A 25,965-nucleotide genomic window follows, 5' to 3' on the forward strand; every position below is an offset into this window, starting at 1 on the left:
GTGTCGACGGAAGATGCTGGCTGCGTATTGTAGGAGCGTGCAATCCCGGGCTCACGCCCTGCGCGGCGGCACCAGCGACAGGCGCTTGCCGCCCGTCGTCTTGGGGGCCAGCAGACGCTCGATCTCGTCCGGCGGCAGGGGCCGCGAATAGAGGAAGCCCTGCCCTTCCTGGCACCCCGCGCGCACGAGGAAGTCGTGCTGCCCTTCCGTCTCGATGCCCTCGGCGATCGTATGCAGATCCAGGCTGCGGGCGATCGCGACCATGGCCTCGGTGATCGCGACATCGTTGCCGTTGGCCGGCAGGCCGGTCACGAACGAACGGTCGATCTTGAGGTACGCCACCGCGGGTAGTTTCAGGTAGGCCAGCGACGAGTAGCCGGTGCCGAAATCGTCGATCGCCACCGCGATGCCGAGGTTGTGCAGCGCCTGCATGGAGCGCTCGGTGTCCTCGCCCATCCGCAGGATCGCACTCTCCGTCATCTCGACCAGCAAGCGGTTCGCCGGCACGCCCGTGGAACGCAGCGCCTGGCTGATGCCGGCGAGGAAATCGGGATGCCCGAACGACCCCGCCGACACGTTGACCGCCATGCGCAGCGGCGGAAGGCGCATCTCGTCCCAGTGGATCAGCTGCTGGCACGCGTGCTCGAGCACCCACTGATCGATCTGGCGGATGAGGCCGAGGCTTTCGGCGATCGGAATGAATTCGTCCGGCCCCACGTTGCCACGCTCGGGGTGGCGCCAGCGGATCAGGGCCTCGACGGCGACGATGCGACCGGTCTTCATCTCGACGCTGGGCTGGTAAACGAGGTGGAACTCGTTGCGGACCAGCGCCTGGCGCAGCTCGGATGCCAGCTTGAGGCGGCGCCGCGCGTCGGCGTGCATCTTCGGCGTATAGAAGCGCAACGCGTTGCGCTCTTCCGTCTTGGCCACGTACATCGCGGCGTCGGCGTTGGCGATCAGCGTGACCGCGTCGTTGCCATCGAGCGGGTAACCGGCGATGCCGATGCTTGCACTGACGAAGAGCTCGTAATCGCCCAGGTCGAACGGCCGCGAAAGCGCGGCGAGCATCGCCTCGGCCACGAGCAGGGCTTCCTCGCGCGAGCGCAGGTCGGCGAGCAGCACCGTGAATTCGTCGCCGCCGATACGTCCCGCGACGTCGTGCGGCGCGAGCTGCGCGCGGATCCGTTCGCCGACACGCATCAGCAACGCGTCGCCGATCGCGTGGCTGTAGCTGTCGTTGACGACCTTGAACGCGTCGAGGTCGACGAACAGCACCGCGACGGCGCCGCGCTCGTGCGCGGCGCGCGTGATCGCCTCGGCGCAACGGCGCTCGAACTCGGAGCGCGTGACGAGGCCGGTCAGCGGATCGTGCGTGGCGAGGTGCTGCAATCGCTGGCGATCCGCCTTGCGCGCGGTGATGTCCGAGACCACCGCGACATAATGCTGCGGGCGCCCTTCGCGGTCGCGGATCGTGCTGATGCTCATCAGCTCGGGGTACGTGCTGCCATCGGCGCGACGGCTTTCCACCTCGCCCAGCCAGTTCTCGCCACCGGCGATGTCTTCCCACAGCGTCTGCGGCAGCGGCCGGCCGTCGGGAAGCGTGCGCGTGGCGTCGAAGCGCGTGCGGCGCAGCGACTGCGGCGGAAACCCGGTGAGCTTGGTGTGCGCCGCGTTGACCGTGGTCACGCGGCGGTCCGCGTCCGCGATGATCACGCCTTCGGCGATGCTGGCGAGCGCTTCGGCCGCGATCTTGCGCTCCTGCTCCATCGCGACGCGATCGGAGATGTCACGCACGATCGCCTGCGACACCTGCCGCGAGCCCCAGGCCACCAGGCTGCTCTGCGTTTCGACCGGGCGCGCGCCACCGTCGATGGTGCGCAGGCGCCCTTCGCCGGACCGCGGCGATCCGTCCACGAAAAGGCTCTCGAGCTCGATGCCGATCAGGTCCGCCCGATGGCAGCCGAGCCAGATGGCGGCGCGGTCGTTCGCGTCGAGGATGCGCCCCGTCTCCTGGTCGACCATGAAGATGGCGTCCGCGGCGCTGTCGAAGAGCAGGCTGTAACGCTCCTCGGTGCCGCGGATGCCGGCAAGGATGCGTTGCGCCATGCGCAGCCAGAGCAACGACGCCAGCGCGGCCACGCCGAGCACGGTAAAGAAGAGCACGCGCCCGAGCCACGAGGCGCCGTTGGCGATGTATAGCGAGAACGCCTTCGCGCGCGGCTCGATGGTGTTGTTGAGCGCCGCGATCCGGGCACGCTCGGCTTCGATGTCCGCGGTGGTCAACGCGCCGGCGCGCCACGCGCGCTCGAGGCGATTGGCGGTGGTGTCGAGCTCCATGATGCTCGCGTCCACCGAACGCCATGCCTTCACCGCCTCGCGGACGTAAGGCATGCCGTCGAAATACTGGAAGATGAAGACCATCCCCGGGATGGCCTCGCGGATGACTCCGCCCCGGGCGAAAGCGGCTTCGACGTCCGCATGGGAGAAGTCGCCGCTCGCGATGGCGTCGCGGGCCCAGCGATCCGCCACGAGCACCGCGTAGTTCCGCCGGAAGCCCTCGAGGTCGGAGGGGCGGCCATGACCTGCGTATTCGTCCAGGTCGATGACCGCCTGTTTCTGCGCTTTCGACCAGAGACTCTCGCCGTTGAGGAAACCGGCGAGAGTCACCTGGGTCTGCAACGCAACCCACGTCAGGGCGAGAACGAGTCCGATGACGGCCACCAGCGCCCAAGCCAGGGGCCGAAGGCGCCTGGACAGGAGCTGATGGTGGCTGGCTTCGAACGGCATCGAACCCCCTCATACCTCAAACCGACGTGATATTGCGCCATGTGACAGGCAACTTGCGAGTTACGCCGCCACCTCGTTCCACTTGCGAATGGACGACACCCCGTCCATGCAGCGGTCCAGCGTGATGCTCATGCTGACGTAGCTGCGACGGACGCACTCCTTGATGTGCTCGATCTGGTCCACCGGGGGATTGTGCCCCATCAGCGTGCAGACGATTTCCAGGGCCTCCCAGGGATGGGTATCGTCATAGGCCGCGTGAAGCTGAAGCCAGCGAAGGCCGGCTTTTCGGCCGGAAATCGGCAAGCTTTCGGCGTAGACCGTGCTTTCGTACACCAGCTGGGACCAGTCGCCGGTGGCTCCTTCCACCGCATAGTTGGTCGCGGCGATGCCGGCGGCCAGCGAATCGTTGCGGCTGACCTCCTCGCACCAGTCGGCCAGGGCCTGCGAGCCCTTCGGCGGCTCGGCGGCCAGCACCTCGTCGCGGGACACCCCCGCGCTCTCCGCCCAGTTCAGCCAGTACTCGGCGTGGTTCTGTTCCACGCGGATGTTCCGCACGAGCCAGCGGCGGGCGAGGTCGTCGCCCGGGCTGCGGCCGTAACGGGTCTTGAGCAGGCTGTGCGACATGTACCCCGGGAAGCGCTCGATGACGGGCCAGACGCCGACCATGAAGTTGCGGGTGGTCTGCGGATCGAGGGTGGCGGCGCGCATGGCGTCCCACATCTCGTGTTCCACGATACCCCGCCGTGCATCCGCGCAGGACGAAACCATGTCCTGTGCCCAGATCGGATAGCTGGTGATGTCGGTCTGCGAGCCGGTCAGTTCGAAACGTGCGTTCATATAGATCTCCCTAAAGATCTGCTGCCATGGATGGACGGGCGGACCCGGGCGACCCGCGGCCCGCCCCGTTCCGGGGCCGTTGCGGCACCGGACGACCATTAGGGCACATCCCCCTCGCCGCTTTTGCACACCCCGGGCACCGCGGCCGCGTAGCCCATCGGTCATGGACAAAAGTCTGAACGGGAGGTCTATCGTGGCTTTCCCAACCACCAAGGGATCCCTCCATGGCCACCATCCATCGGCTCCTCGCCGCCTCGATCGCCTGCGCACTCGCCTCCGGCACCGCCTTCGCGGCCGACGCGCCTTCCGGTATCGACCTCAAGGGCATCGACCGGTCCGTGAAGCCCGGTGACGATTTCAACGGGTATGCCAGCGGCACATGGATGAAGACGGCCCAGATCCCGGCCGACCGGGCCTCCACGGGCATCTTCCTGCAGGTGTTCCAGAAGGCCGAGAAGCGCACGGCCGATCTGATCGCCGCCGCCGGCAAGAGCAACCCCGCCGCGGGCAGCGAGCAGCGCCTCATCGCGGACTATTACAAGGCGTACATGGATGAGGTCGCCATCGAGAAGGCCGGCCTCAAGCCGCTGGAGCCCGCGCTCGCCGCCATCGACGGCATCAAGGACAAGACCCAGCTGTCGGCCGCGCTGGGCGCGCAACTGCGCGCCGACGTCGACCCGATCAACGCGACCAACCTGGACACCGAGCATCTGCTGGGCCTGTTCGTCGCGCAGGGCCTCGAGGACCCCTCGAAGAACGTTCCCTACCTGCTGCAGGGCGGCCTCGGCATGCCCAACCGCGACTACTACCTGAAGACCGACAAGGACATGGTCGAGACCCGGCAGAAGTACGCCGCCTATGTCGAGGCGATCCTCACGCAGGCCGGCACGCCCGATGCGGCCGGCAAGGCGAAGGCCATCGTGGCGCTGGAAACGAAGATCGCGCAGGCGCAGCTGTCCATCGTCGACAGCGAAGACATCCACAAGGCCAACAACCCGTGGCCGCGCACCAGCTTCGCCAGCAAGGCGCCGGGGCTCGACTGGGACGCCTGGTTCAAGGCGGCCGGCCTCGCCGACCAGCCCACGTTCATCGTGTGGCAGCCCGCCACCGTGACGAAATTCGCCGCCCTCGTCGCGAGCGAGCCACTGGACACCTGGAAGGCGTGGCTTCGCTTCCATACGATCAACGAGAACGCCTCGGGCCTGCTGCCGAAGGCCTACGACGACCTCGCGTTTGGCTTCTACGGCAAGACGCTCACCGGCACGCCGAAGCAGCGCGACCGGTGGAAGCGCGGCATCTCCCGCACCAATGTCGACCTCGGCGATGCGGTGGGCCAGATCTACGTCAAGGAATACTTCCCGGCATCGTCGCGCGCCGAAGTCCAGGACATGGTCAAGAACATCCTGAAGGCGTTCGACCAGCGCGTCGACACGATCGACTGGATGTCGGCAGCGACGAAGCAGAAGGCGAAAGCCAAGATCGCCACGATCAAGGTGGGCGTCGGCTATCCGGATACCTGGCGCGATTACTCGAAGGTCGAGATCCGCCCCGACGACGCGCTCGGCAATCACCAGCGCGCCGAGCTTGCCGAGTATCGCCACCAGGTCGCCAAGCTCGGCAAGCCGGTCGACCGCGACGAATGGTGGATGACGCCGCAGACGGTCAACGCGGTGAACCTGCCGCTGCAGAACGCGCTCAACTTCCCCGCGGCGATCCTCGAGGCACCGTTCTTCGATCCGAAGGCCGACCCGGCCGCCAACTACGGTTCGATCGGCGCGGTCATCGGCCACGAGATCAGCCACAGCTTCGACAACACCGGCGCCGAATTCGACGCGCAGGGCCGCCTCGCCAACTGGTGGACCCCCGAAGACGAGAAGCACTTCAAGGAGGCCGGGCAGAAGCTGGTCGCGCAGTACAACCAGTACGAGCCGCTGCCGGGCCTGCACATCAACGGACAGCAGACGCTGGGCGAGAACATCGCCGACGTATCGGGTCTCGCCATCGCGTATGCGGCTTACAAGGAAAGCCTCGGCGGCAAGCCCGCACCGGTGATCGACGGCATGACCGGCGACCAGCGCTTCTTCCTGGCCTTCGCGCAATCGTGGCGCAGCAAGACGCGCGACGCCGCGCTGCGCCAGCAGGTGATCGGCGATGGCCACGCACCGGGCCCGTACCGCGCGCAGACCGTGCGCAACCTCGATCCGTGGTACGACGCGTTCAAGCCGAAGCCGGGCGAGAAGCTCTACCTGGATCCGAAGCAGCGCGTGCGGATCTGGTAATCGGTGGGAGCCAGCCTGCTGGCGACGGGTGCTCGCGGCAAGCACCCATCGCCAGCAGGCTGGCTCCCACCCGGTCCGGTTCAGCGCACGCGTTGAAAGCGACGCTCCACCGCCCCCAGCAACCCATCCACCGACAACGCCAGGGCGCCGACCAGCAAGGCGCCCTGCACCACGTACGCCGGGTTGTTGCCGATCAGGCCCTCGATGATCGGCGACCCGAGCGTCGTCGCACCCACCGCCGACCCGATCGTGGCCGTGCCGACGCTCACGATCGCCGACAGCCGCACGCCCGCCATGATGGGACCGGCCGCGAGCGGCAGCTCCACTTCCCACAGCCGTCGCCACCGGCCATAGCCCATGCCGTCCGCCGCGTGGAGGGTCGACGCCGGCACCTGTTCGAGGCCCGCCACCGATTGCCCCAGCACGGGAAGCACACCGTACAGGACGAGCGCGAGAAGGATCGGTGCCGAGCCGAACCCGAGCAACGGCACCGCGATCGCCAGCACGGCGACCGGGGGAAAGGTCTGGCCGATCACCGCCACGGCGCGCACGGTCGGCAGCAGCGAACGCCCCGAGGGACGCGTCGCGAGGATGCCCAGCCCGAGACCTAGGATCACGGAGGCCGCGGTCGCCGCGGCCACGAGCCACACATGGGTGAGGGTCAGCGCCGCGAACGACGTGCGCGTGTAGAGCGGATGCGAGAGCTCGGGCAGCCACGCGTGAAACCAGTCGCCCGAGTGCGGCAGAACGAGCAACAACACGACGAGCACCGTGAGAGGCACCACGATCCGGAGAGTGGGAGCCAGCCTGCCGGCGAACGGTGCTCGCCCCAGCCCTCGCAACGAAGCGTCCACGCCCCTCACGGTTCGCGCGCCACGAGGTCGCCGAGCACGATCGCACCGACGATCGCGCCGCGCTCGCGGACCGGCAGACGATCGCGGCGCTGCGCGAGCATCGACGCCAGCGCGTCCTGCAAGGAGTCCGCGGCGTCGACGGGCTCGCCGTCGGCGCGGTCGCCCACGCGCATGCTCCCACCCACGGTGCGCACCGCGAGTTCGCGCAGTCGCGCATGCGTACCGCCGACGAAGTCGCGGACACGGTCGTCGACGGGCCGGTGCAACAGATCGAGCGGCCTGCCGACCTGTGCGAGGCCGCCGTCGAGCATCACCGCCACGCGGTCGCCGAGCCGGAAGGCCTCGTCCATGTCATGCGTGACGAACAGGATCGTCGTGCCGGTATCGCGCTGGATCGCCTTGAGGCGGGTCTGCAACGACTCGCGGGTGACCGGATCGAGGGCGCCGAACGGCTCGTCCATCAGCACGATGCGAGGCCGCGCGGCGAGCGCGCGCGCCACGCCCACGCGCTGCTGCTGGCCGCCCGACAGCGTGTGCGGATAGCGATCGGCGATGCCGGGTTCGTCGAGACGCAGCAGGTCGATGAGTTCGGCCACGCGTGCACGGACGTCGGCATCGGACCAGGCCAGCAGGCGTGGAACGGTCGCGATGTTCTCCGCGACCGTGCGGTGCGGAAACAGGCCGACCGACTGGATCGCGTAACCGATGCCCCGCCGCAGCGCCTCGCGCTCCACCGACGACACGTCGCGACCGTCCACCCGCACGATGCCGCTGTCGACGTGGGCGAGGCGGTTTACCGTGCGCAGCAACGTCGACTTGCCCGAACCGGATGGCCCAACGAGCACGAAGAACTCGCCGTCGTCGATGCGCAGCGACAGGTCCTCGATCACCACGCGCTCGCCGAAGCGCTTGCCGACGTGTTCGAACTCGATCATGCGCGACGCTCCGTCAGTGCGAGCACGACCTGGAACGCCAGGTCGACCGTCAAGGCCAGTACGATGATGCCGAGCGTGCCCAGGAGCACCATGTCGATAGCTCCCTGCCCGATGCCGAGGAAGACGAAACGCCCTAATCCGCCCGCGCCGATCAGCGCGGCGACCACGGCCAGCCCGATGGTCTGCACCGCCACGATGCGCAGGCCGGCGAGCAGCACGGGCCAGCCCAAGGGCAGCTGCACGCGCCACAGCACCTGCAGGCGGCTCATGCCGAGACCGCGCGCGGCGTCGCGCGCGTCCTCGGGCACCGCGCCGAGGCCGGCCACGGTATAGCGCACCACCGGCAGCAGCGCGTACAACCACAGCGCGAACACGGCTGGCGCTGCGCCCGTGCCGCCGAAGCCCAACGCACCAAGGGTCGGCCATGCGCGCGCGAGCCATGCGAAGGGGCCGATGAGCAAGGCGAAGAGCGCGAGGGACGGCACCGTCTGCAGGAACGCGAGCAACCCCACGACGATGCCGTCGGCGCGCCGCCTCCGCCACACCCACCAGCCGAGCGGCCCGCCGGTGAGTACCGCGAGCACCAGCGTGATCGCCGCCAGCCGCACATGGACGACCACCGCCTGCGCGAACGGCGCGCGCTGGGCCTGCCACTCGCGCACGAGCGCGAGACCGTCGAAGGCCCCCGTCACGGTCAGCGCGACGACGACCGCGAGTGCGGCGCCCCACGCGCCGGCCTGCACCACGACGCGCGTACCGCGCAGCCGGTCGAGGAGCAACAACGCGGCGGCCAGCCACGTCACCCAGAAGCCCGAGGCGAGCTGCACGCGTGTCGTGCGCGCCGCGCCGTCGAGGATCGTGTCGGCGCTCATTCCCGCCAGCCACGGCAGCCCCGCCACCGCGAGCCAGGCGATGCTCGCGACAACGACGCCGTGCCCGCGAAACCGCACGGCGCCACAAACGATCGCGACACCCCATGCCGCGAACAGCCATGCGGTGTGCGGACTCGTCGGCACACCGGCGAGCAGGCGATTCGGCGCGACGTGGAGCATCGGCAGGAACGCCGCCGCCAGCAACGCCGTGGTGGACAACACGAGGATGGGAAGCGCCTCGCCGCGCGTGCGGGTCTCGCTCATGGCACGAGGCCCTGGTGGCGCAGATAGTCGGCGGCGACCGCCGCGGGATCTTCGCCTTCGATCTGCGTGCGAGCGTTGAGGCGGCGCAGGACGTCGAGGGTCAACGGCCGGAACGCCGCCGCGAGCGAGGGCCGGATGGCCGGATAACGGCGCAGCACATCGTCGCGAACCACCGGCGCGGGCTGGTACACCATCTCGACGTGCTTCGGATCGTCGAGCACCACGAGGCCGGTCATGGCGATGGCGCCGTCCGTCGAATAAACCATGCTGGCGTTCACGCCGGAGATGCCTTCGGCGGCCGCCTTGATCGTCGCCGAGGTATCGCCGCCCGCCAGCACCAGCAGCTGATCGCCGCGCAGGGTGAAACCGTAGGCGGTCTGGAACGCCGGCAGCGCCGCGTCACTCTCCACGAATTCCGCCGAGCCGGCGAGTAGCACGTCGCCCCCGCCATTCACCCAGCGCGCGAAGTCGCCGAGGCTGCGCAGGCGCTCGCGTACCGCGACGTCGCCGCGCACGCCGACGGCCCAGTGGTTGTCGGCCGGTGCCGGCGACAGCCAGACAAGGCGATTCGCGGCCGCGTCCAGCGACGACGCCAGCGCGTACGCCTTCGCCGCATCGCGAAAGCCAGGGTCGGATTCCCGGTGGAAGAAGAACGCCGCGTTGCCCGTGTACTCCGGGTAGATGTCGAGGTCGCCGTTGAGCAGCGCCCGCCGCACGATGGAGGTCGGCCCCAGTTGCGTCCGGTCGACGACCGGCACGCCCGCGTGGCGGAGCACCTGAAGCACGACCTGCCCCAGCAGCGCGCCCTCGTTGTCCGCCTTCGAGCCGACGCGTACGGGCGCCTGCGCATGGGCCGCGAACGCGATCAGGGCAACAGCGACGACCAGCAGGCGACGCAAACGTCAGCGCCCCAGCAGGTCGGCGAACGTGCGCTTGAACGCGTCGTCGATCGGTGTCGCGTCGACGCTGGCGGGCAGCGCCGCGAAGCGCGCCTCGAAGGCGTTCACCGCGGCGATGAAACGCTCCGCCCTGCCCTCGTCGTCGCCCTCTTCCACCGCGTATTCGATGACGCGTGCCGCCTGGCCGGCCAGGTCGACGTCGTCGGGCAGCGCCGAGATGTCGCCCCACACCTGCTTGAGGTATTTGACGGCGTCGGCGGCCCGGCGCATGCGATGCAGCAAGGCCTTCGGCGGCGCGTGCTCGGGCGCGAAACGCGCCACCACGTCCTGCGCCTCGCCGACCGGCACGTGGCCCAGATCGACGCGGATGCACAACCACGCCGCGTCGAAGAGCCAGGTGCCCGGCCGGGGTGTCGCGCTGTACGGCAAGGCCTCGCCGTTGACCTCCACGGTTTCGGGAATGCCCGCGTCGAGAAACTGCACGACGTACGCGCGCGTCGACGGCCGGCCGTGATAATCGCCATCCATCGCGTCGATGTGCACGCGATGCGCACGATCGCCGCGACGGCTGCGAATCGGCGTCCGCGCGAACTCACCGCGCTGGTAGCCCTGCGTCGTGCCGTCGTCGTCGTAGAGTTCCGCGCGCCCCTCGTCGCCGGGAAACACCTGCAGGATGATCGAATCGGGCACGGTGGCGAGGTCGCGCATGCCTTCGGGATACAGCGGCACCACGCTGCCGGGCCGCACGAAGATGGGAATCTCTTCCAGCGTGTACGACCGCTCGAGGACCCGGCCACCGTCGAACGATTCCGCGCCGTCGCGCGTGTACCACAGGCCCGGCGGCAGCCAGACGGGAAACGCGGCCGTGCCGTCGGCACCCACGGGTGTCGTCACCGGCGCCACGAGGATGTCGTTGCCGAACATGTACTGCGACGGGTGCGCGTAGGCCTCTTCGTGGGTCGGCCAGTGGTAGTACATCGGCCGCACCAGCGACACGCCGCTGTCGTACGCGTGGCGCGCGGCCGCGTAGATATACGGCGCGAGCTGGTAGCGCAGACGGATCGCGGCGAAGATCGCATCGCCACAGGGCGGGCCGAAGTGCCACGGCTCCTTGTGCAGGCTGGCTTCCTTCGCCGAGTGCGTGCGCAGCACCGGACTGAAGACCCCGAGCTGCATCCAGCGCGCGTAGAGCTCCGGTTCGAGGTGACGCTCCGGGCGCGGAATGTGCTTGTGGAACGTGTGCCCGCCGATGTCGTGGCTCCAGTAACCGTAGAGCACGTTGGACGCCATCGCTGTGAAGTGCGGCTGGAACGCGAGCGACGTCCAAGAGATCACGCTGTCGCCGGAGAACCCGATCGGATAACGATGGTTACCCAGCCCGCCCCAGCGATGGTAGATGAGGCCACGACGATCGCCGTCACGCTGCATCTCGGTGAAGAACACATGGTTGAGCCACCACGTGTTGGACAGGCCCGGATGCGCTTTCGACTCCGGCCACTGCTGCCAGTCGAGCCACCAGAAATCGACGCCCTGTCTTTCGAGCGGATGGAGGATCGTGTCGAACAGCGCGCGCATGTACGGCTGCGACGTGCCTTCGAACGGTATCGGCGCACGCGTGCTGGTATCCCACGACAGCGCGGCGGCCATCGCGTCGTAACGCTCCTCGTGCGGCTGCACGCCAGACGCCGGATGCAGGTTCAGCGTGATGCGCAGGTTCTCGCCATGCGCCCAGCGCATGAAGGCCTTCGGATCGGGAAACAGGCTGCGGTTGAACGTGTAGCCCGTCCATCCCGACTGCTCGCCGAAGGCGTCCTTCTGCTCGTGACCGGGGCGCAGCGACAGCCCGGGCGTGGTGTGCCAGTCCATGTCGAGCACGAGCACGTCGAGCGGAATGCGCTCCTTGTCGAAGCGCTTGCCGAGCGTGCGCAGCTCGTCGTCCGAATAATTCCAGTAGCGCGACCACCAGTACCCGAACACGAAGCGCGGCGGGATCGGCTGCGGCCCCGCGATGGCCGCGAAATCCGCCAGCGCCGCGAGGTAGTCGTGGCCGTAACCGAAGAAATAGAGGTCCTGGCGGTCGCCGGGCGGGCGTTCGCGCACCCAGCCCTCGTCGTCGATGCCAAAGCCATGCGTGTCGTCGACCACGTGCCAGCCGTCGCGTGCGATCAGGCCCTCCTCGATGGGCAGCTTGCTGCCGTCCTGCCACGTGTCGCCGTCGTAGCGGTCGAGCGTGCGGTACGTGCCGCCGAGATTCGCCTGCTGCGCCGTGCCGGGTCGCCAGGTGGTCTCGCCATCGCCCACGCGAACCGTGACGGCCAGGTTGCCCGTGTCGAACCGACCGGCACTCATGGTGTAGCGCAGACGAACCCGCCCCGTATCGATCGTCAGCATGCCGCCGTCTTCGTCCAGCGTGAAGGGCGGCACCTCGAGCGCACGGTGGACGACCACCTGCGTGCGATCGTCGCGAAACGCGCCATCGGCGCTCCATTCCATGCGGATCAGGCGGGGCGTGAGGACGGTGAACCGGACGTTCCCTCGTTCGACGATGGCTTCGGGACTCGCTGCCGCGCCCTCGATGGCGCGACCGTCTGTCTTGGCTTCCATGGGCTGGGGCACCCTTCTTCGGACCGGAGGCGGACCATTATGACGCGACGCCGCAACGAACCGGTGAACGGCCCCGCATTCTTGAAGCATCCGGCCCCGATCTGCGGGCGCCTGCTCCTGTAAGAGCGGACCCGGCCGCGAAGGGGTGCTCGCGGCAAGCACCCATCGCGGCCAGGTCCGCTCCTACACGTGCGTCAGAGCACTACGCAGCAATTGCGCCCGGCGCGTTTCGCCGCATACAGCGCGCGATCGGCGCGATCGAAGACGGCGGCGGCGCGTTCGGCGGCGGTGAAACGCGTGAGGCCACCCGACATGGTCACGGTGACCGGCTTCGAGCTGGCGTGGAACGCGAGCTTTTCCACCGTGGTGCAGAGGTGTCGCGAGAGCACCTCGGCGTCGTCGGGGTTCATGTCGGCGAACAGGACCACGAACTCCTCTCCGCCGTAGCGGGCCACGAAAGCCTTTCCTTCGAGCTCGCGCGCGAGGGTCTGGCCGACGATACGCAGCACGGCGTCGCCCGCGGCATGGCCATACGTATCGTTGATGACCTTGAAGTGGTCGACGTCGAAGGCGCCGATGCAGGCGACGCCGCCGTCTTCGCGCACCTCGCGCTCGATGTCGGCGACGCGTCGGTCGTAGGCGAGGCGGTTCGGCAGGCCCGTGAGCCGATCGGTCAGGGCGAGCTCGTGCTCCCGGCGCAGCGAGTCCTGCAGCGTGGTCGCCTCCGACTCCAGTTGTTCCACGCGATCGTGCATGCGCTTCGCGCGCTCGCGATACGCGGTGAGGCGGGCGTCCTCGCGTTCGCGGAAATCGCGGAAGTGGCGGTCGATCACCGAGAGCCGTTCGTCGACTTCGGCCTGCAGGCTGGCGAGATCCGTCGCGGCCAGCGTGCGCTCGCCGAGCGCACGCATCTCCTCGCGCACCTGGGCATCCAGCATCCGACCGCCCTGCTCGCCCGCGTCGCTGGCCGCGTTCTCGCCCGCAAGATAGCGCGTCATGTCGCCGAGCCGCGCGCTCACGGCGCCGAGGAGATCCTGGAGACGCGCGACGTCGGCGCGAAGCGCATCGACGACCGCGCGCTCCGGCGACGGCTCGTCCGGCCGCGACGCCGGCGAGGGCGCCGCGTCGAGCTGCGTCACGGCCTCGGCGAGCGCATCGAGCAGCGGTTCGAGGGTGGCCGGCGACGGCGAGCCGCGCAGTTCGTATGTCAGGCTGTCGAGCAAGCGGTCGAGTTCGCCACCGTCGCCCCGGACGAGCACGGCGAGACGCAGCGACAGCCGGCGCAGCACGTCGCCGACGGCGCGGAACTCCCGCTCGTCGTGCTCCATCCGCTCGAGCGCGAGGTGGTATTTACGCTCCCAGAGATCCGGGCCCGTGCGATCCGTGCCGTCGTTGTCCGCCTCGTGTCGCATCGTACGTCCCGTGGCTCAGTAATAAACGCGGGCAAGCAGCTGCAACTGGTTGCCGCCCTGCCGCGAGGGATCGCCGAACACGGCGGAGGCGTCGCGGTTCACGTCCACGTGCAGCCACTCGGCGGTGAGGCGCAGCCAGTCGAGCGGGCGCCAGTTGAGAGCGGCGGTGACGGCATGCCCGCGCTCGGACGGATTGCGCGTGCTGAACCGCTCCACGCGCACCGCCGGACGCCAGGCGCCGCGATTCCACCCCGCGAGCACGAACGCGGATCGGAACGGGGTAAGGAAGCTGACGCCGTCGGGTCGCACATCGGTATCGCCGTCCATCGCCTGGGCGATGACGGTCAGGGGGCCCCGGGTCCAGACCGCGCCGGCCGACCAGAAACGCGTACGCCAGGCGAAGAGTCGCTCGCCGCCCGCATAGAGCGTGTACGCCGCGGGGTCGGCGCGGTTGTCGTAATGCAGCGCGCGCAGCTCCCAGCCCTCGATCGCTTTCCACGACGCATCGGCATACCAGCCCGTGCGTCCTCCGATGGGTCGGAACGGGTCGTAGGTTTCGCGCTCGCCGCGGTCGGCCGGCTCGCGCAGGCGGCCGCCGATACCGTACGTGACGTCGCTCAGCGACCAGCCGCGCAGGGCGAGGATGTTGCCGGCCACGTCGTTGTTCCGGAAGAGGCCGCCGCCGAAGGAAAGCGTGCCGCTCCGCGCCCGCCATTCCTCGCGCACTTCGGCGCCGAACCCGCGGATTTCCTCCCCCACCCAGCTGTTGATCGCCGAGGGCGTGATGGTCCACGGGCTGGTCCAGCCGATGCCGTCGTTTTCCAGCGAGATCGGCAGGAAGTAGAGGCCGGCTTTCGCCGAGCCGCGCCACGCACCGGTCGACACCGGCCGATAGCGCACGTACGCCTCGGGAACCTGCAGGTCGGTGCGATCGGTGCGCTGCAGCTGGACGTCGACGAGCGCGAACAGCGACGGCGTCGGCTGCGCGGTGACGACGAGGCCGGCCGCGCCGAACCGCACGCCGCGCGCGTCGTCGCCATAGCGTGTGTGCCCGCTCCCGCCGTCGACGAACGACCGGGGCGCGGGCGCGTCGACCAGCCGCGCATCCGCGAAGGCGTGCAGCTTCACGTCCTGCGCCGTTCCCGTGGAAGCGGCGATACCGGCCAGCAGCGCGACGGCACAGCGGCGTAGGACCGGCGTCACGCCGGCCCCTGCCATAGCGGCATGCAGCGCGACACGAGATCGGCGAACGGCATCGGCCGGTCGATCAGATAGCCCTGCGCGTGATCGCAGCCCATGGCCGTGAGGAACGCGAGGCTGGCTTCGTCTTCCACCCCTTCGGCCGTGACCTCGTAGCCCAGCCGGTGGCCGAGCTCGACCAGCGACTGGACGATCACGCGGTCCGTTTCATCGGTGGCGAGGTGCTGGACGAACATCTTGTCGATCTTCAATTCGCTGACGGGCAGGCGGCGGAGGTAGGCGAACGACGTCTGCCCGATACCAAAATCGTCGATGGCCACGTCGATCTCCATATCGGCGAGCCGGCCGAGGACTTGAAGCGCGGCACCGGGTTCGGCGATCACGGCGCTCTCCGTCACCTCGAGCGCGAGGGCCCGCGCCGGGATGCCGTGGGCGTGCAGCAACGCCTCGACCCGCTCGGGCAGGTCGAGATCGCCGATGTCCCGGGCCGACAGGTTCACGGCCACCTTGATGTCGATGCCCGCCGCCGCGAGCATCGCCGCCTCCCGCGTCGCCCGCGCGAGCACCCAGCGCGTCAGCCGGGCGATGTTGCCCGTCTCCTCCGCGACGGCGATGAAGAGTTCGGGCGAGACATGGCCTCGACCCGGGCGCTGCCAGCGCACCAGCGCCTCGGCACTGTCGATCGACCCGTCGGCGAGCCGGCGTTTCGGCTGATACCAGAGCTCCAGCGCATCGGATTCGATCGCGGCCCGCAGTTCCCCCATGAGCGACAGTCGTTCGGGCCGATGCGGGTCGGCGGCGGCATCGTAGACGTCGACGCCCCGCGCCGACCCGACGGCCGCGAACTCCGCGACCTCCGCGCGGCGCAGGAGCGTGGCGGCGTGCTCGCCGTGCGTCGGCGTCAGCGCGATGCCGACGGCCGGCCCCATATCCATGCGGACGTCGTCTTCGAGGTACGGCTGGCCCAGTACCTCCATGAGGCGGAACGCCGTGTCGATGGCCTCCATCCGGCCCGTGTCGCGCAGCCAGACGGCGAACTGCATGTCGGTCGCCCGTGCGACCAGATGCGGGCCCACGGATTGGCCGAGCCGCTCTCCCGCGTCGCGCATCAACCGGTCGGCCAGCGCATGACCGACGGTCTTCACGATCTCCGGCAGGCGGTTGAGGCCCACGATGAGCAGCGCGCCCGGCATCCCGGGCGTCGTGGCGAGGTCGTCGTCGATGGCCGCCTCCGCCGCCGCGCGATTGGGCAGGCCGGTCACGTCGTCGTGCGACGCCTGGTGACGGATGCGACGCTCGCGCTCGCGGAGGGCGTCGGTCATGGTCCGGAACGCCACCGCGAGGTCGCCCACCTCGTCGCGGCGTCGCACGTCCGGCAGGTCTTCGTAGTCGCCCGTCGCGATGCGTCGCGCCGATCCCGCCAGTGCCTCGACGGGACGGGCCACGCCACGCGCGACGAGCCACGCGACCAGGAACCCACCGGCGAGACCGACGAGCAGCACCGCGAGCCACGCGTTCCACACCGGCCGGTAGGGGCGCAGCGCGTCGTCGAGCGAGTAACCGAGTACCGCGTACACGGCGCCGCCGCCCTTCGGCTGCCGAAGCAGCTGCGCCAGCACGAGGTATTCGCGTCCGCCGATGGTCGCCAGCGTGGGCACTTCGGGTACCGCCTCGGCACGCGCGGAGAAGTGTTCGGCCAGTCCGGAATCGTGACTGCCGCGTGCGATGACCAGGTATCGGCCGTTGCCCGCCGGCGTCGCGAGCTCCACGTCGCGAGGCAAGGCCGACAGCTGTTGCATGTGGGTCAGCAGCGCGTCGTCGACCGGAATGCTCGCGACCACGAGCCCCACGGGCTGCGGCGCGTAGATCGGCACCACCACGACCCAGTACGCCTTGCCATCGGTGACGACGACGGCCGCGCCGCGAGTATCGGACGCGCCGTCGAGCAGGTCGGGAAACGCATAGGCCTGACCGCCCGCCGCTGGGTCGAGCGTGTCGGCCTGAAGGCGACCGTCGAGCCCGAGCAGCTGCATCCGCGCGGCGCCGACGCGTCGTCCGTGGTTGCGCAGCACGGAGAGCACGGTCTCCTTGTCCTGCGCGCCGATGGCCGAGCGCAGTCCGTAGTCGAGCGACAGGATCTGCACACCGTTCGCCACGCGGATCGACAGGTCGTTCATCTGCGCCACGAACGCGCTGGCGTTCGCACTGAGCTGGCGCCCGCCTTCCGCGACGAGCTGCCGGTGGGCGATGCCATAGGTGAGGATCGCCGTCACGCCCTGAACGAGGACGAGCGTGGCGACGAAGAACAGGGCGAGCCGCGAGCGGAAGCCGGGCAAGCGCATGCGTGGGCTCAGTACCCGATGTGTTCGCGATCGGCCGTGCCCCGTGGGTCGGGCAACAGCGCGAGCGTGAACGTCACCGTCCCTGGCGTGGACTCATCGACGCTGACGCCCTGCACCGGCAACACGATGCCCGGCCGCAGCTGGGGATGCCATGCATGGGCCCGGTAGCTTCCCGCGCCCACGCCGTCCAGGGTCGCCCTGCCCTTCGCGTCGGTGACCGCGAGATCGGCGTCCTTCGTCACGTAGAGGTAGGCGATCATCATGTCGTGGATGTTGCAGCCGACGGCGACGTTGCCGGCGCGCGGCAGCACCAGCGGCGGCGAGCTTTCACCGGGACTCAGCACGTATTCGAATTTCGCGAGCCCGGAGAACGAGTAGACCTGGTGGCGCGTGCCGTCGCTGTTGCGGAACACGACGCTGTCTCCGGCGTGCAGGGCCGTCACATAGGGAATGAACGTCTCGTTCTTCTGGTCCACGTAGTGCGTGGTCGGCGCATAGGTTTTCGGGGCCGCGCCTCCGGCCGGCTCCAGGCTCACCACGGCATCCCGCACCGGGCGGCCCTCCACGTCGACCACTTCCACGGCCACGCGTCCGGCATGGACCGAACCGGCGGCGAGCGAGAGCAGTGTGGCCGTCGCGATCAGCAGGCGTTGCATGACTTTTCCCCCGAGAACGTGGGGCAAGCCTAGCCCAGATCGCCGATCAACCGCGAACAGGGCGCAGCAACCGGCACACCCCGACCATGTGACGCTGCGCGCCGCACGGATCGGTACTCCACGGGTCGGCGCGGTATCGCGCGCTCGCGACATCGTCGAACGACGGGCGCCCGGCCCCGCCGGCGACGCCGCACGCCAGCGACAGCACGATGCCCGTGACGGCGGCGACCTTCCGGATTCTCTTCTGCATGGCGCATCCCCCCAGTCCTCGACCCGGACGTTATGCCGCCGGATGTGAAGGGACAATAGACCGAACGGCGGGCGGCCTTTCGGGGGGCCGGGCCACGATGGGCCCGCTAATGGCGTAAAATCAACGCCATGCGTATCGGCCCCTATGCCATCTCGCCCGCCGTGGTGCTCGCACCCATGGCCGGCGTCACCGACAAGCCGTTCCGGCTCCTGTGCAAGCGCATGGGGGCCGGGCTCGCCGTGTCCGAGATGACCACGGCCGATCCCCGCCTCTGGAACACGACCAAGTCGTTGCGCCGCATGGATCACGACGGCGAACCCGAGCCCGTCAGCGTGCAGATCGCCGGCTACGACCCGGGCATGCTCGCGGAGGCTGCGAAGTACAACGCCGACAACGGCGCGCAGATTGTCGACATCAACATGGGCTGCCCCGCGAAGAAGGTGTGCAACGTCTGGTCGGGGTCCGCCCTGTTGCAGGACGAGCCACTCGTCGCGCGCATCCTCCATGCGGTCGTGAAGGCCGTCGACATTCCCGTGACGCTGAAGATCCGCACCGGCTGGGATCGCGAGCATCGCAACGCGCTGACGATCGCGCGCATCGCACAGGACGCCGGCATCGCCGCCCTCGCCGTGCATGGGCGCACCCGGGCCGACAAATACGAAGGCGAAGCCGAATTCGCGACCATCGCCGCCGTGAAGGCGAGCGTGTCGATCCCCGTGCTCGCCAACGGCGACATCGTCGACCCGGCCAAGGCGCGCGAGGTCCTGCGCGTGACCGGCGCCGACGCCGTCATGATCGGGCGGGGCGCGCAGGGTCGTCCGTGGATCTTCCGCGAGGTCGCGCATCACCTCGAAACCGGCGGGTTCCTGCCGGAACCCACGCCCGCCGAAGTGCGCGACATCCTCATCGGCCATCTCGAACACCTCTACGCGTTCTACGGCGAGAAGATGGGTGTGCGCATCGCGCGCAAGCACCTCGGCTGGTACGCCAGGGACCGGCCGGAAAACGCCGCCTTCCGGCATGTGGTCAATCAGGCGGAAGACGCCGACAACCAGCTGCGCCTCACGCGCGACTATTTCGACGCACTGGCGTCCGGCACGTCGCTGGCCGCCTGATCCACGCTCTGGTGGGGGCCAGTCTGCTGGCGATGGGTGCTCGCGACAAGGACCCATCGCCAGCAGGCTGGCTCCCACCAGAGCGAAAGCCTTACGCGACTAACAGCGCGCACCGCCATTGGAGTCAAGCGCTCGCCGCATGTGCCTCGACGGGCGCGCCCGTAACATGCCCGACCTCTCTCACGGCGCACGGATGCCCGCATGCAACGCTGGCTGCTTTTTCTCTGTCTCGTCTCGGTCTCGGTCGCATGTCAGGCGGAGCGGTTTCTCTATCGCATGGACATGCGCCCGCCGGATGCGATCTTTGCCACGGGCTTCATCCCGCCCGGCGTCAACACCAATCTCTATCGCCACGTCACGGGCCAGACCTGTTATTTCAGCGAGCAGACCTCGGGCTTCGTCGCCACCACGTCCGATGCGCAGTTCGCGCTGGACTGGGGCAGCGAAGTGGTGCGTCGCGGACGTCGTTTCTATGTGTACCGGATCAGACAGACGGCGCAGTTCTACAACACCACGACCAGCCTCATGCATGCGTATGCCGCGACGGCCCACCAGCCATACCGCGAGGCGGCGCGGACGTTCGTCGAGCAGAGCGAGTGGGCATCGCGCGGCACGATTCCCCGGCATACGATCGTCGACGCCGCCGAATACGTCAGCCGCGGTCCCGCGGTGGCACCCGAGCGCGTGACCACGCACATCAACCTGCACTACGTCGCGGCGCCCTCCACCGTGGTCACCACGCCCTACATCTGGAATTACAGCCTCGATGCGCCCTCGGAGCCCGACTCCCCGGGAGCGGTGTGTGGCAGCTCGTGTTTCGGCTTTTCCCTGTTCGCGGCCCGCGGCAGGCGCGAAACCCCGGGCGACACGCGACGGAACGTGCTCGCATGCCGCAGCAAGGTGCAGGCGAAGACAGCCGCGATGATCGCCCTGTTCGACGAGACACCCGCCATCGAAGAAAGGATCAAGGACGAACAATGAAGACCCAAGGACCCCTCGGCCTGTTCGCCGCGTGCCTGGCGACGGGCATCGCCTGCCTGCCGCCGTCGGTCGCGGCGCAACAGATCAATGCCGTACCGACGAAAAGCAATCCGTACAACGCGCCGATCGACCGCGCGGCGAACTCTCCCGGCTTCCGCTGCGGCGTGACCGTCGCCTCCGTCTGGAATACCGCGACCGACGCCGTATATGCCGCGTTCTCCGACGACCGTATCTGGTACCGCGTGCCCCGCGTGGGCATGCAGCCCTTGCTCTACACCGCCTATTCGCTCGGGCGAAAGGTCTGCTACCAGACCAAGGGCCATCCCGGCGACGACATCGGCATCAACGTCGTGTTCTTCGATCCGCAGAACTAGAATGATCCATGGCGATTACCACGAGCGAGCGGACATGAGCGATAACCCGGTTCCCGGCATCGAAACCTACGACGGCGCGGCCGGCGGTTGGGGAGCACTGGGAGCGGTCGCCCGGGCGCTCAGCTCGCAGATGGCCCTCGGTCGCGAGACGTTCGCATTGCACAAGGTCAACCAACCAAGCGGCTTCGACTGCCCGGGCTGCGCCTGGCCGGATCCGAAGGAAACCTCGTCGTTCGAGTTCTGCGAGAACGGCGCCAAGGCCGTGTCGTGGGAAGCGACGGCGAAGCGCGTGCGCCCGGCGTTCTTCGCCGCCAACCGGGTCGCCGACTTGTGGCATCTCTCCGACTACGCGCTGGAGGGCCTGGGGCGACTGACCCACCCCCTGGCCTACGACGCGGACAGCGACACGTATCGCCCCATCGCGTGGGACGAGGCGTTCCGCCGCATCGGCGAGGCGCTGCGCGCCCTGCCCCATCCGGACATGGCCGAGTTCTACACGTCCGGACGCGCATCCAACGAGGCGGCGTTCCTGTACCAGCTGCTCGCACGCGAGTACGGCACGAACAATTTCCCGGACTGCTCGAACATGTGTCACGAGGCGACCAGCGTCGGCTTGCCGCCATCGATCGGCGTGGGCAAGGGCACCGTCACGCTGGAGGATTTCGAGCACTGCGACGCGGTGTTCTGCATCGGCCACAACCCCGGCACCAATCATCCGCGCATGCTCGGCACGTTGCGCGAGGTGTCGCTGCGCGATGTACCCATCGTCGTGCTCAACCCGCTGCCGGAGCGCGGTCTCGAACGCTTCACCTCGCCGCAGAGCCCCGTGGAAATGCTCACCGGTGGCTCGGTGCGTATCGCGTCGACGTACTACACGCTGAAGATCGGCGGCGACGTCGCCGTGCTCAAGGGCATGATGAAGACACTGCTCGCCGCCGACGCGCGTGCGCTCGCGGCAGGCGAAACGGGGGTGATCGATCGCGATTTCATCGCCGCGCATACGTCGGGCTTCGACGCCCTCGTCGCCGACCTCGATCGCACGTCGTGGGAGGCCATCGAGCGCAACGCGGGCCTGACGCGCACCGAGATCGAAGCCATCGCCGGCATCTACGCCCGGGCCAGGAACGTCATCGTCTGTTACGGCATGGGCATCACGCAGCACGCGCACGGCACGGAGAACGTGCAGCAGATCGCAAACCTGCTGCTGATGCGCGGCAACATCGGCCGACGCGGCGCGGGCATCTGTCCGCTGCGCGGCCACAGCAACGTGCAGGGCGATCGCACGGTCGGCATCACGGAGAAACCGGGCGCGGCGCTCAACGAAGGCCTCCGCAAGACCTACGGCTTCGAGCCACCGACGGCGCACGGTCACGACGCCGTCGCGGCCGTGATCGCGATTCGCGAAGGGCGTTCGAAGGCGTTGATCGCGCTTGGCGGCAATCTCGCCGTGGCCATGCCCGACACGGAGGAAACGTTCGCCGCGATGCGCCGGCTCGACCTCGCCGTGCATGTCGCGACCAAGCTCAACCGGTCGCATCTGCTGCTGGCGAAGCAATCGTTCATCCTGCCCTGCCTCGGACGCACGGAGCGCGACGAACAGGCCACAGGCCCGCAGGCGGTCACGGTGGAGGATTCGATGTCGATGGTGCATGCGTCCGCCGGCACGCTCGCACCCGCATCCGAGTACCTCCGCTCGGAGCCGTGGATCGTCGCCGGCATCGCGAAGGCGACGCTGCCGCGGACGAAGGTCGACTGGGACCGGCTCGTCGGCGACTACAACCTGATCCGCGATGACATCGAAAAGGTCTTTCCCATCTTCTTCGACTTCAACCGCCGCGTGAGCCAACCCGGCGGCTTCCGCCTGCGTGTGGCGGCCAGCGACCGCGTGTGGGAAACACCGGACGGGCGCGCGCACTTTCTCGTCGCACGCGGACTCGACGAAGACCCGCCGCTGGAGGCCGATGGCCTCATGCTGACCACCATCCGCTCGCACGATCAGTACAACACCACGATCTACGGCCTCAACGACCGCTACCGCGGCGTCAGTGGCCGTCGCGACGTGGTGTTCATGCATCCCGACGACCTCGCCGCGCGCGGCCTGAAGCACGGCGACCGCATCGATATCCACGCCACGGGAGTCAACGTGGCGGATGGCAAGGCGCGCGCCGTTCTCGGCGTCACCGCAGTGGCGTACGGCATCGCCAGGGGCGCCATCGCCATGTACTACCCCGAAGGCAACGCGCTGATCGCGCTCGAAAGCCACGACCGGCGATCGGGCACGCCGGCGTACAAATCCGTGCCGGTCGTGGTCGAACCCAGCCGCGAACCGCAGGCGCTTCGCAAGCCGGAGGTCGCCCATGTCGTCTGACCGGACACCGCCGGCCGGGTGCGCCACGCGCCCCGTCGTGCGCTTCGAGCGCGGCAAGCGGATGGAAGACGACGATCGCCTCGCCGAAGAGGTGCCCGTGGCGATGCACTTCGACGGCGCGCCTTTCGCGGTAATGATGACGACGCCTGCCGACCTCGAAGACTTCGCGCGCGGGTTCGCGCTGACGGAAGGGAAGATCGACAACGTCCTCGACATCGCGGACATCGAAGTGCGCGAAGTTTTCGAAGGCATCGTGGTGGACGTCCGCACGACCGGCGGTGCCACCGAGTCATCCCGACGCGGCGACACGAGCGAAGCGCGCGAACTCCCCGGCCGCAGCGGTTGCGGCATCTGCGGCAGCCGCGAACTGGAAGACGTGGTGCGCCATCCCGCGCCCGTGACTGGCGGGCCGTCGCTGACCGTCGACGCGATCGAACGCGCGCTGGAAGGTCTGCGCGCGCAGCAGCCCATCAATGCGTTCACCGGGTCCGTGCACGCCGCGGCCTGGGCGCTGCCTGACGGCAACATCGTGGCCGTGCGCGAAGACGTCGGTCGTCACAACGCGCTCGACAAGCTCATCGGCGGGATGCTCGCGGGCGGCACGGATCCGCGCGCGGGCTTTCTGGTGATCACCAGTCGCGCCAGCTACGAGATGGTGACGAAGGCCGCGGTCGCGGGCATCGCCACCGTGGTGGCGATCTCCGCCCCCACCGCGCTCGCGGTGCACCTCGCCGCCGACTGCGGCGTGACGCTCGTCGGCTTCGCCCGGCCGGGACGTTTCAACGTGTACAGCCGGCCGGATCGCATCGCCGACTGACTGGCTCCCACCGAGGCTCGCTAGCCGCGTCGGCGGCGCAGGCTGTCCTTGATGTCGACGTCGAACCGCACCGTCGTGGCGACGGTGTCGTAGCCGGGAATATCGAAAACCAGGCCGTCCTTGCTCGGCAGCTTCGCCTGCAGGTCGCTCAGGGCGACGCGCGGCACGCCCATGCGCCATTCGTGCGCGTTGCCCGACAGCGTGCAGACGGGACCATCGGTGGCGTCGATCGAGTAGCGCATCGTGAACGCGGTGCCGAAGGCCGTCGAGCCGAGCAGCGCGATGTCGTCGAGCAGTTCGGCCAGTTCGTCCTCGTCGATGCGGACGCGTACCGTGTCTTCTTCGAGCTGTACCCTCATGCGTTCGCCTCGCGCCAGTCGTCGGGGGTATTGCAGTTGATCAGGAGGCGCGCATCGACGCCGTCCGGCGCCAGTGTGGTCGCGCCGAGACGCGCCTGCAACGCGGACACCGAGCATTCCCTGCCGGGCCGGGTCACGAGGTCGGCCAATGCGTCGCGGGTGGCCGCGTTCATCGTCAGTCGCATGGGCAGCGGATGCCGCTCCCAGCAGGTGGCGCCGAGGCTGCGCTCGGCGAGCAACGGCGCGAGCACCGCGTTGCCCAGCCGGGGCATGTCGACCGGCACCACGAGCCACTCTCCGTCGGGCAGGCCGAGCGCCGCGCTGGCGATGCCGCCGATCGGCCCCATGCCGGGCCAGCGATCGGGGATGCCGCCTTCGCGCGTGCCGCTGATGGCCACGCGATCGGCACCGGCGGCGCGAAGGGCCTTCGCCGTGCGCCCGAGCATCGTGTCGCCATCGATCGCGAGGGCCGACTTGTCCACCCCCATGCGCGACGAGCGACCACCGGCGAGGATCAGGCCGACGATCACGACGCGTCCGACACGTCGAGCGGCCAGGCATCGGCGGTGTCGCCCGCCTCGCCTGCCGCCGACAACCAGGTGTCGGCCTGCGCGTAGGGCACGATGCGATAGGCGGCCTGGCCCTCCGCCTCGTGAGCGACCTGATGGCCGGCCACGTCGCGCGCGAGCGAACCGAGGGCGAAGTGCTGCATGCCTTCGCGTCGCGCAAGCGGCGCCGCGAGCCTCACGCGCGTGGCCGATTCCGGCGGAAGCCCCGCCATGCCACGCAACACGGGGCCGACGAAAAAGCGGTAACCCACCGCCACGGCGATCGGATTGCCGGGCAAGGCGAGCACGAGCGGGCCACCATCGAAGCGAGCGGCCAGCAGCGGCTTGCCCGGCCGGATGGCGACCTTGTGGAAGAGTGCCGTCGCGCCAAGCGACGCCAGCGCGGCAGGTACGAAGTCGAAGCGCCCTGCCGAGACGGCGCCGGTGGTGACGACGAGATCGGCCTTCGCATCGAGGGCGCGGTGCATGGCGGAGGCGAACCCGTCGCCCGTGTCGGGCACACGCGTACGGCCGAGGAAATCCACGCCCCAGCGCGCGAGGCTCGCGGCGAGAAACGGACCGTTGGAATCGTGGATGCCGGCCGGGGGAAGCGGCCCCGGCGCATTGAGTTCGCTGCCCGTGGTGATGACGGCCACCCGCGGGCGGCGCACGACGTCGACATGCTCGATGCCGAGCGCCGCGAGCAACATGATGGCGGCCGCGTCGATGCGACGACCGCGCGCCAGCGCGTGCTCGCCCACGGCGATGTCCGCACCCGCGTGGCGAACGTTCTGTCCGCGACGTTCGTCGGCGAGGAAGCGCACCTGCTCTCCCTCGCGCTCCGTGCGCTCGATCGGCACGACGGTATCGAACCCATCGGGCATGCGCGCGCCCGTCGCGATCTCGCAGGCTTCCGCGCCCGGCAGCGCCTGCGTCACGTCGCCCGCCGCCTGCATCGCGGCGACCACGTACGACGATCCCGCCGGCACGACGTCGCTGGCGGCGCGCAAGGCGTAACCGTCCATCGCCGCGTTGTCGAACGACGGCAAAGCCAATGGACTGACGATGTCGGTGGCGAGGACGCGCCCCAGGGCGGCCTCGGTCGGCGCGGACTCCCGGCCGAGGGGCGAAACGGCGCCGAGCAGCAGCGCGAGGGCATCGGGGTAGGAAAGCATGGGCGCAGCCTAACCCGCCCATGCGTGGATTAGATAG

Annotated in this window: 21 protein-coding genes; 6 read left to right on the plus strand and 15 right to left on the minus strand. The window is 69.1% G+C overall.

The features are described 5' to 3' along the window. Positions 1-51: 51 nt before the first annotated feature. Positions 52-2,721 carry a putative bifunctional diguanylate cyclase/phosphodiesterase gene (locus tag BMX32_RS04285; RefSeq protein WP_343123848.1) on the minus strand — a complete coding sequence of 890 codons (2,670 nt, stop codon included), beginning with the start codon at positions 2,719-2,721 and terminating at the stop codon, positions 52-54. A 126-nt stretch (positions 2,722-2,847) separates the two neighbouring features. Continuing rightward, on the minus strand, positions 2,848-3,624 hold the full coding sequence (locus BMX32_RS04290) for a TenA family transcriptional regulator (protein ID WP_089974896.1): 777 nt from the start codon (positions 3,622-3,624) through the stop codon (positions 2,848-2,850). 224 nt (positions 3,625-3,848) lie between these two features. Here BMX32_RS04290 and BMX32_RS04295 point away from each other — a divergent pair, with 224 nt between their 5' ends. Next, positions 3,849-5,903: a M13 family metallopeptidase gene (locus BMX32_RS04295; RefSeq protein WP_089974899.1), complete on the plus strand. Its 2,055-nt coding sequence runs from the start codon at positions 3,849-3,851 to the stop codon at positions 5,901-5,903. An 80-nt stretch (positions 5,904-5,983) separates the two neighbouring features. Here BMX32_RS04295 and BMX32_RS04300 read toward each other — a convergent pair whose 3' ends face one another. The 10 genes from BMX32_RS04300 to BMX32_RS04345 form a co-directional block, all read right to left on the minus strand. Next, entirely contained in the window at positions 5,984-6,688 is a 705-nt protein-coding gene (locus tag BMX32_RS04300; RefSeq protein ID WP_211664168.1) for an ABC transporter permease, read from the minus strand. Between the two features lie 74 nt (positions 6,689-6,762). Further along, positions 6,763-7,692, minus strand: coding sequence for an ABC transporter ATP-binding protein (locus BMX32_RS04305; RefSeq protein WP_089974902.1), 930 nt, complete (start codon positions 7,690-7,692; stop codon positions 6,763-6,765). Then, positions 7,689-8,828: an ABC transporter permease gene (locus BMX32_RS04310; RefSeq protein ID WP_089974905.1), complete on the minus strand. Its 1,140-nt coding sequence runs from the start codon at positions 8,826-8,828 to the stop codon at positions 7,689-7,691. Before BMX32_RS04310 ends, BMX32_RS04305 begins: the two co-directional genes overlap by 4 nt. Next, a complete protein-coding gene (locus tag BMX32_RS04315) occupies positions 8,825-9,727 on the minus strand; it encodes a glycine betaine ABC transporter substrate-binding protein OsmF (protein WP_089974908.1) in 903 nt (300 codons plus the stop codon). The genes BMX32_RS04310 and BMX32_RS04315 overlap by 4 nt, the downstream gene beginning before the upstream one ends. Positions 9,728-9,730: 3 nt before the next feature. Beyond that, complete coding sequence (locus BMX32_RS04320) at positions 9,731-12,331, minus strand: glycoside hydrolase family 31 protein (RefSeq protein ID WP_170843559.1); 2,601 nt, start codon at positions 12,329-12,331, stop codon at positions 9,731-9,733. 194 nt (positions 12,332-12,525) lie between these two features. Then, the gene (locus BMX32_RS04325) at positions 12,526-13,743 is read right to left on the minus strand and encodes a GGDEF domain-containing protein (RefSeq protein ID WP_089974915.1); all 1,218 of its coding nucleotides are present in this window, start codon (positions 13,741-13,743) and stop codon (positions 12,526-12,528) included. A 15-nt stretch (positions 13,744-13,758) separates the two neighbouring features. Then, entirely contained in the window at positions 13,759-14,946 is a 1,188-nt protein-coding gene (locus BMX32_RS04330) for a hypothetical protein (protein WP_139206665.1), read from the minus strand. Next, positions 14,943-17,285 carry a putative bifunctional diguanylate cyclase/phosphodiesterase gene (locus BMX32_RS04335; protein WP_089974922.1) on the minus strand — a complete coding sequence of 781 codons (2,343 nt, stop codon included), beginning with the start codon at positions 17,283-17,285 and terminating at the stop codon, positions 14,943-14,945. The genes BMX32_RS04330 and BMX32_RS04335 overlap by 4 nt, the downstream gene beginning before the upstream one ends. A gap of 8 nt (positions 17,286-17,293) precedes the next feature. Then, positions 17,294-17,941 carry a cupredoxin domain-containing protein gene (locus tag BMX32_RS04340; RefSeq protein ID WP_089974924.1) on the minus strand — a complete coding sequence of 216 codons (648 nt, stop codon included), beginning with the start codon at positions 17,939-17,941 and terminating at the stop codon, positions 17,294-17,296. Positions 17,942-17,987: 46 nt separating this feature from the next. Beyond that, positions 17,988-18,191 (minus strand): hypothetical protein, encoded by a 204-nt coding sequence (locus BMX32_RS04345; RefSeq protein WP_089974928.1) that lies wholly within the window; start codon positions 18,189-18,191, stop codon positions 17,988-17,990. Positions 18,192-18,319: 128 nt separating this feature from the next. Between BMX32_RS04345 and dusB the strand changes: the two genes are divergently transcribed. The 5 genes from dusB (at position 18,320) to fdhD (ending at position 23,846) form a co-directional block, all read left to right on the plus strand. Continuing rightward, positions 18,320-19,306, plus strand: a complete 987-nt coding sequence (gene dusB / locus BMX32_RS04350) for a tRNA dihydrouridine synthase DusB (RefSeq protein ID WP_089974931.1) — start codon at positions 18,320-18,322, stop codon at positions 19,304-19,306. A 201-nt stretch (positions 19,307-19,507) separates the two neighbouring features. Beyond that, positions 19,508-20,287, plus strand: a complete 780-nt coding sequence (locus BMX32_RS04355) for a scabin-related ADP-ribosyltransferase (RefSeq protein WP_089974934.1) — start codon at positions 19,508-19,510, stop codon at positions 20,285-20,287. Beyond that, positions 20,284-20,661: a hypothetical protein gene (locus tag BMX32_RS04360; RefSeq protein WP_089974937.1), complete on the plus strand. Its 378-nt coding sequence runs from the start codon at positions 20,284-20,286 to the stop codon at positions 20,659-20,661. The genes BMX32_RS04355 and BMX32_RS04360 overlap by 4 nt, the downstream gene beginning before the upstream one ends. A gap of 34 nt (positions 20,662-20,695) precedes the next feature. Then, a complete protein-coding gene (locus BMX32_RS04365; RefSeq protein ID WP_089976920.1) occupies positions 20,696-23,029 on the plus strand; it encodes an FdhF/YdeP family oxidoreductase in 2,334 nt (777 codons plus the stop codon). Beyond that, entirely contained in the window at positions 23,019-23,846 is an 828-nt protein-coding gene (gene fdhD, locus BMX32_RS04370; protein WP_089974945.1) for a formate dehydrogenase accessory sulfurtransferase FdhD, read from the plus strand. The genes BMX32_RS04365 and fdhD overlap by 11 nt, the downstream gene beginning before the upstream one ends. 20 nt (positions 23,847-23,866) lie before the next feature. Here the strand turns inward: fdhD and BMX32_RS04375 are convergent, their stop codons facing one another. The 3 genes from BMX32_RS04375 to BMX32_RS04385 are packed head-to-tail and all read right to left on the minus strand — an operon-like array spanning position 23,867 to position 25,928. After that, on the minus strand, positions 23,867-24,205 hold the full coding sequence (locus BMX32_RS04375) for a hypothetical protein (protein WP_089974948.1): 339 nt from the start codon (positions 24,203-24,205) through the stop codon (positions 23,867-23,869). Next, entirely contained in the window at positions 24,202-24,735 is a 534-nt protein-coding gene (locus tag BMX32_RS04380; RefSeq protein WP_089974951.1) for a molybdenum cofactor guanylyltransferase, read from the minus strand. The genes BMX32_RS04375 and BMX32_RS04380 overlap by 4 nt, the downstream gene beginning before the upstream one ends. Further along, on the minus strand, positions 24,732-25,928 hold the full coding sequence (locus BMX32_RS04385) for a molybdopterin molybdotransferase MoeA (protein WP_089974955.1): 1,197 nt from the start codon (positions 25,926-25,928) through the stop codon (positions 24,732-24,734). The genes BMX32_RS04380 and BMX32_RS04385 overlap by 4 nt, the downstream gene beginning before the upstream one ends. Positions 25,929-25,965: the final 37 nt, after the last annotated feature.

The sequence above is a fragment of the Luteibacter sp. UNCMF331Sha3.1 genome, from assembly GCF_900109915.1.
Lineage (GTDB): Bacteria > Pseudomonadota > Gammaproteobacteria > Xanthomonadales > Rhodanobacteraceae > Luteibacter.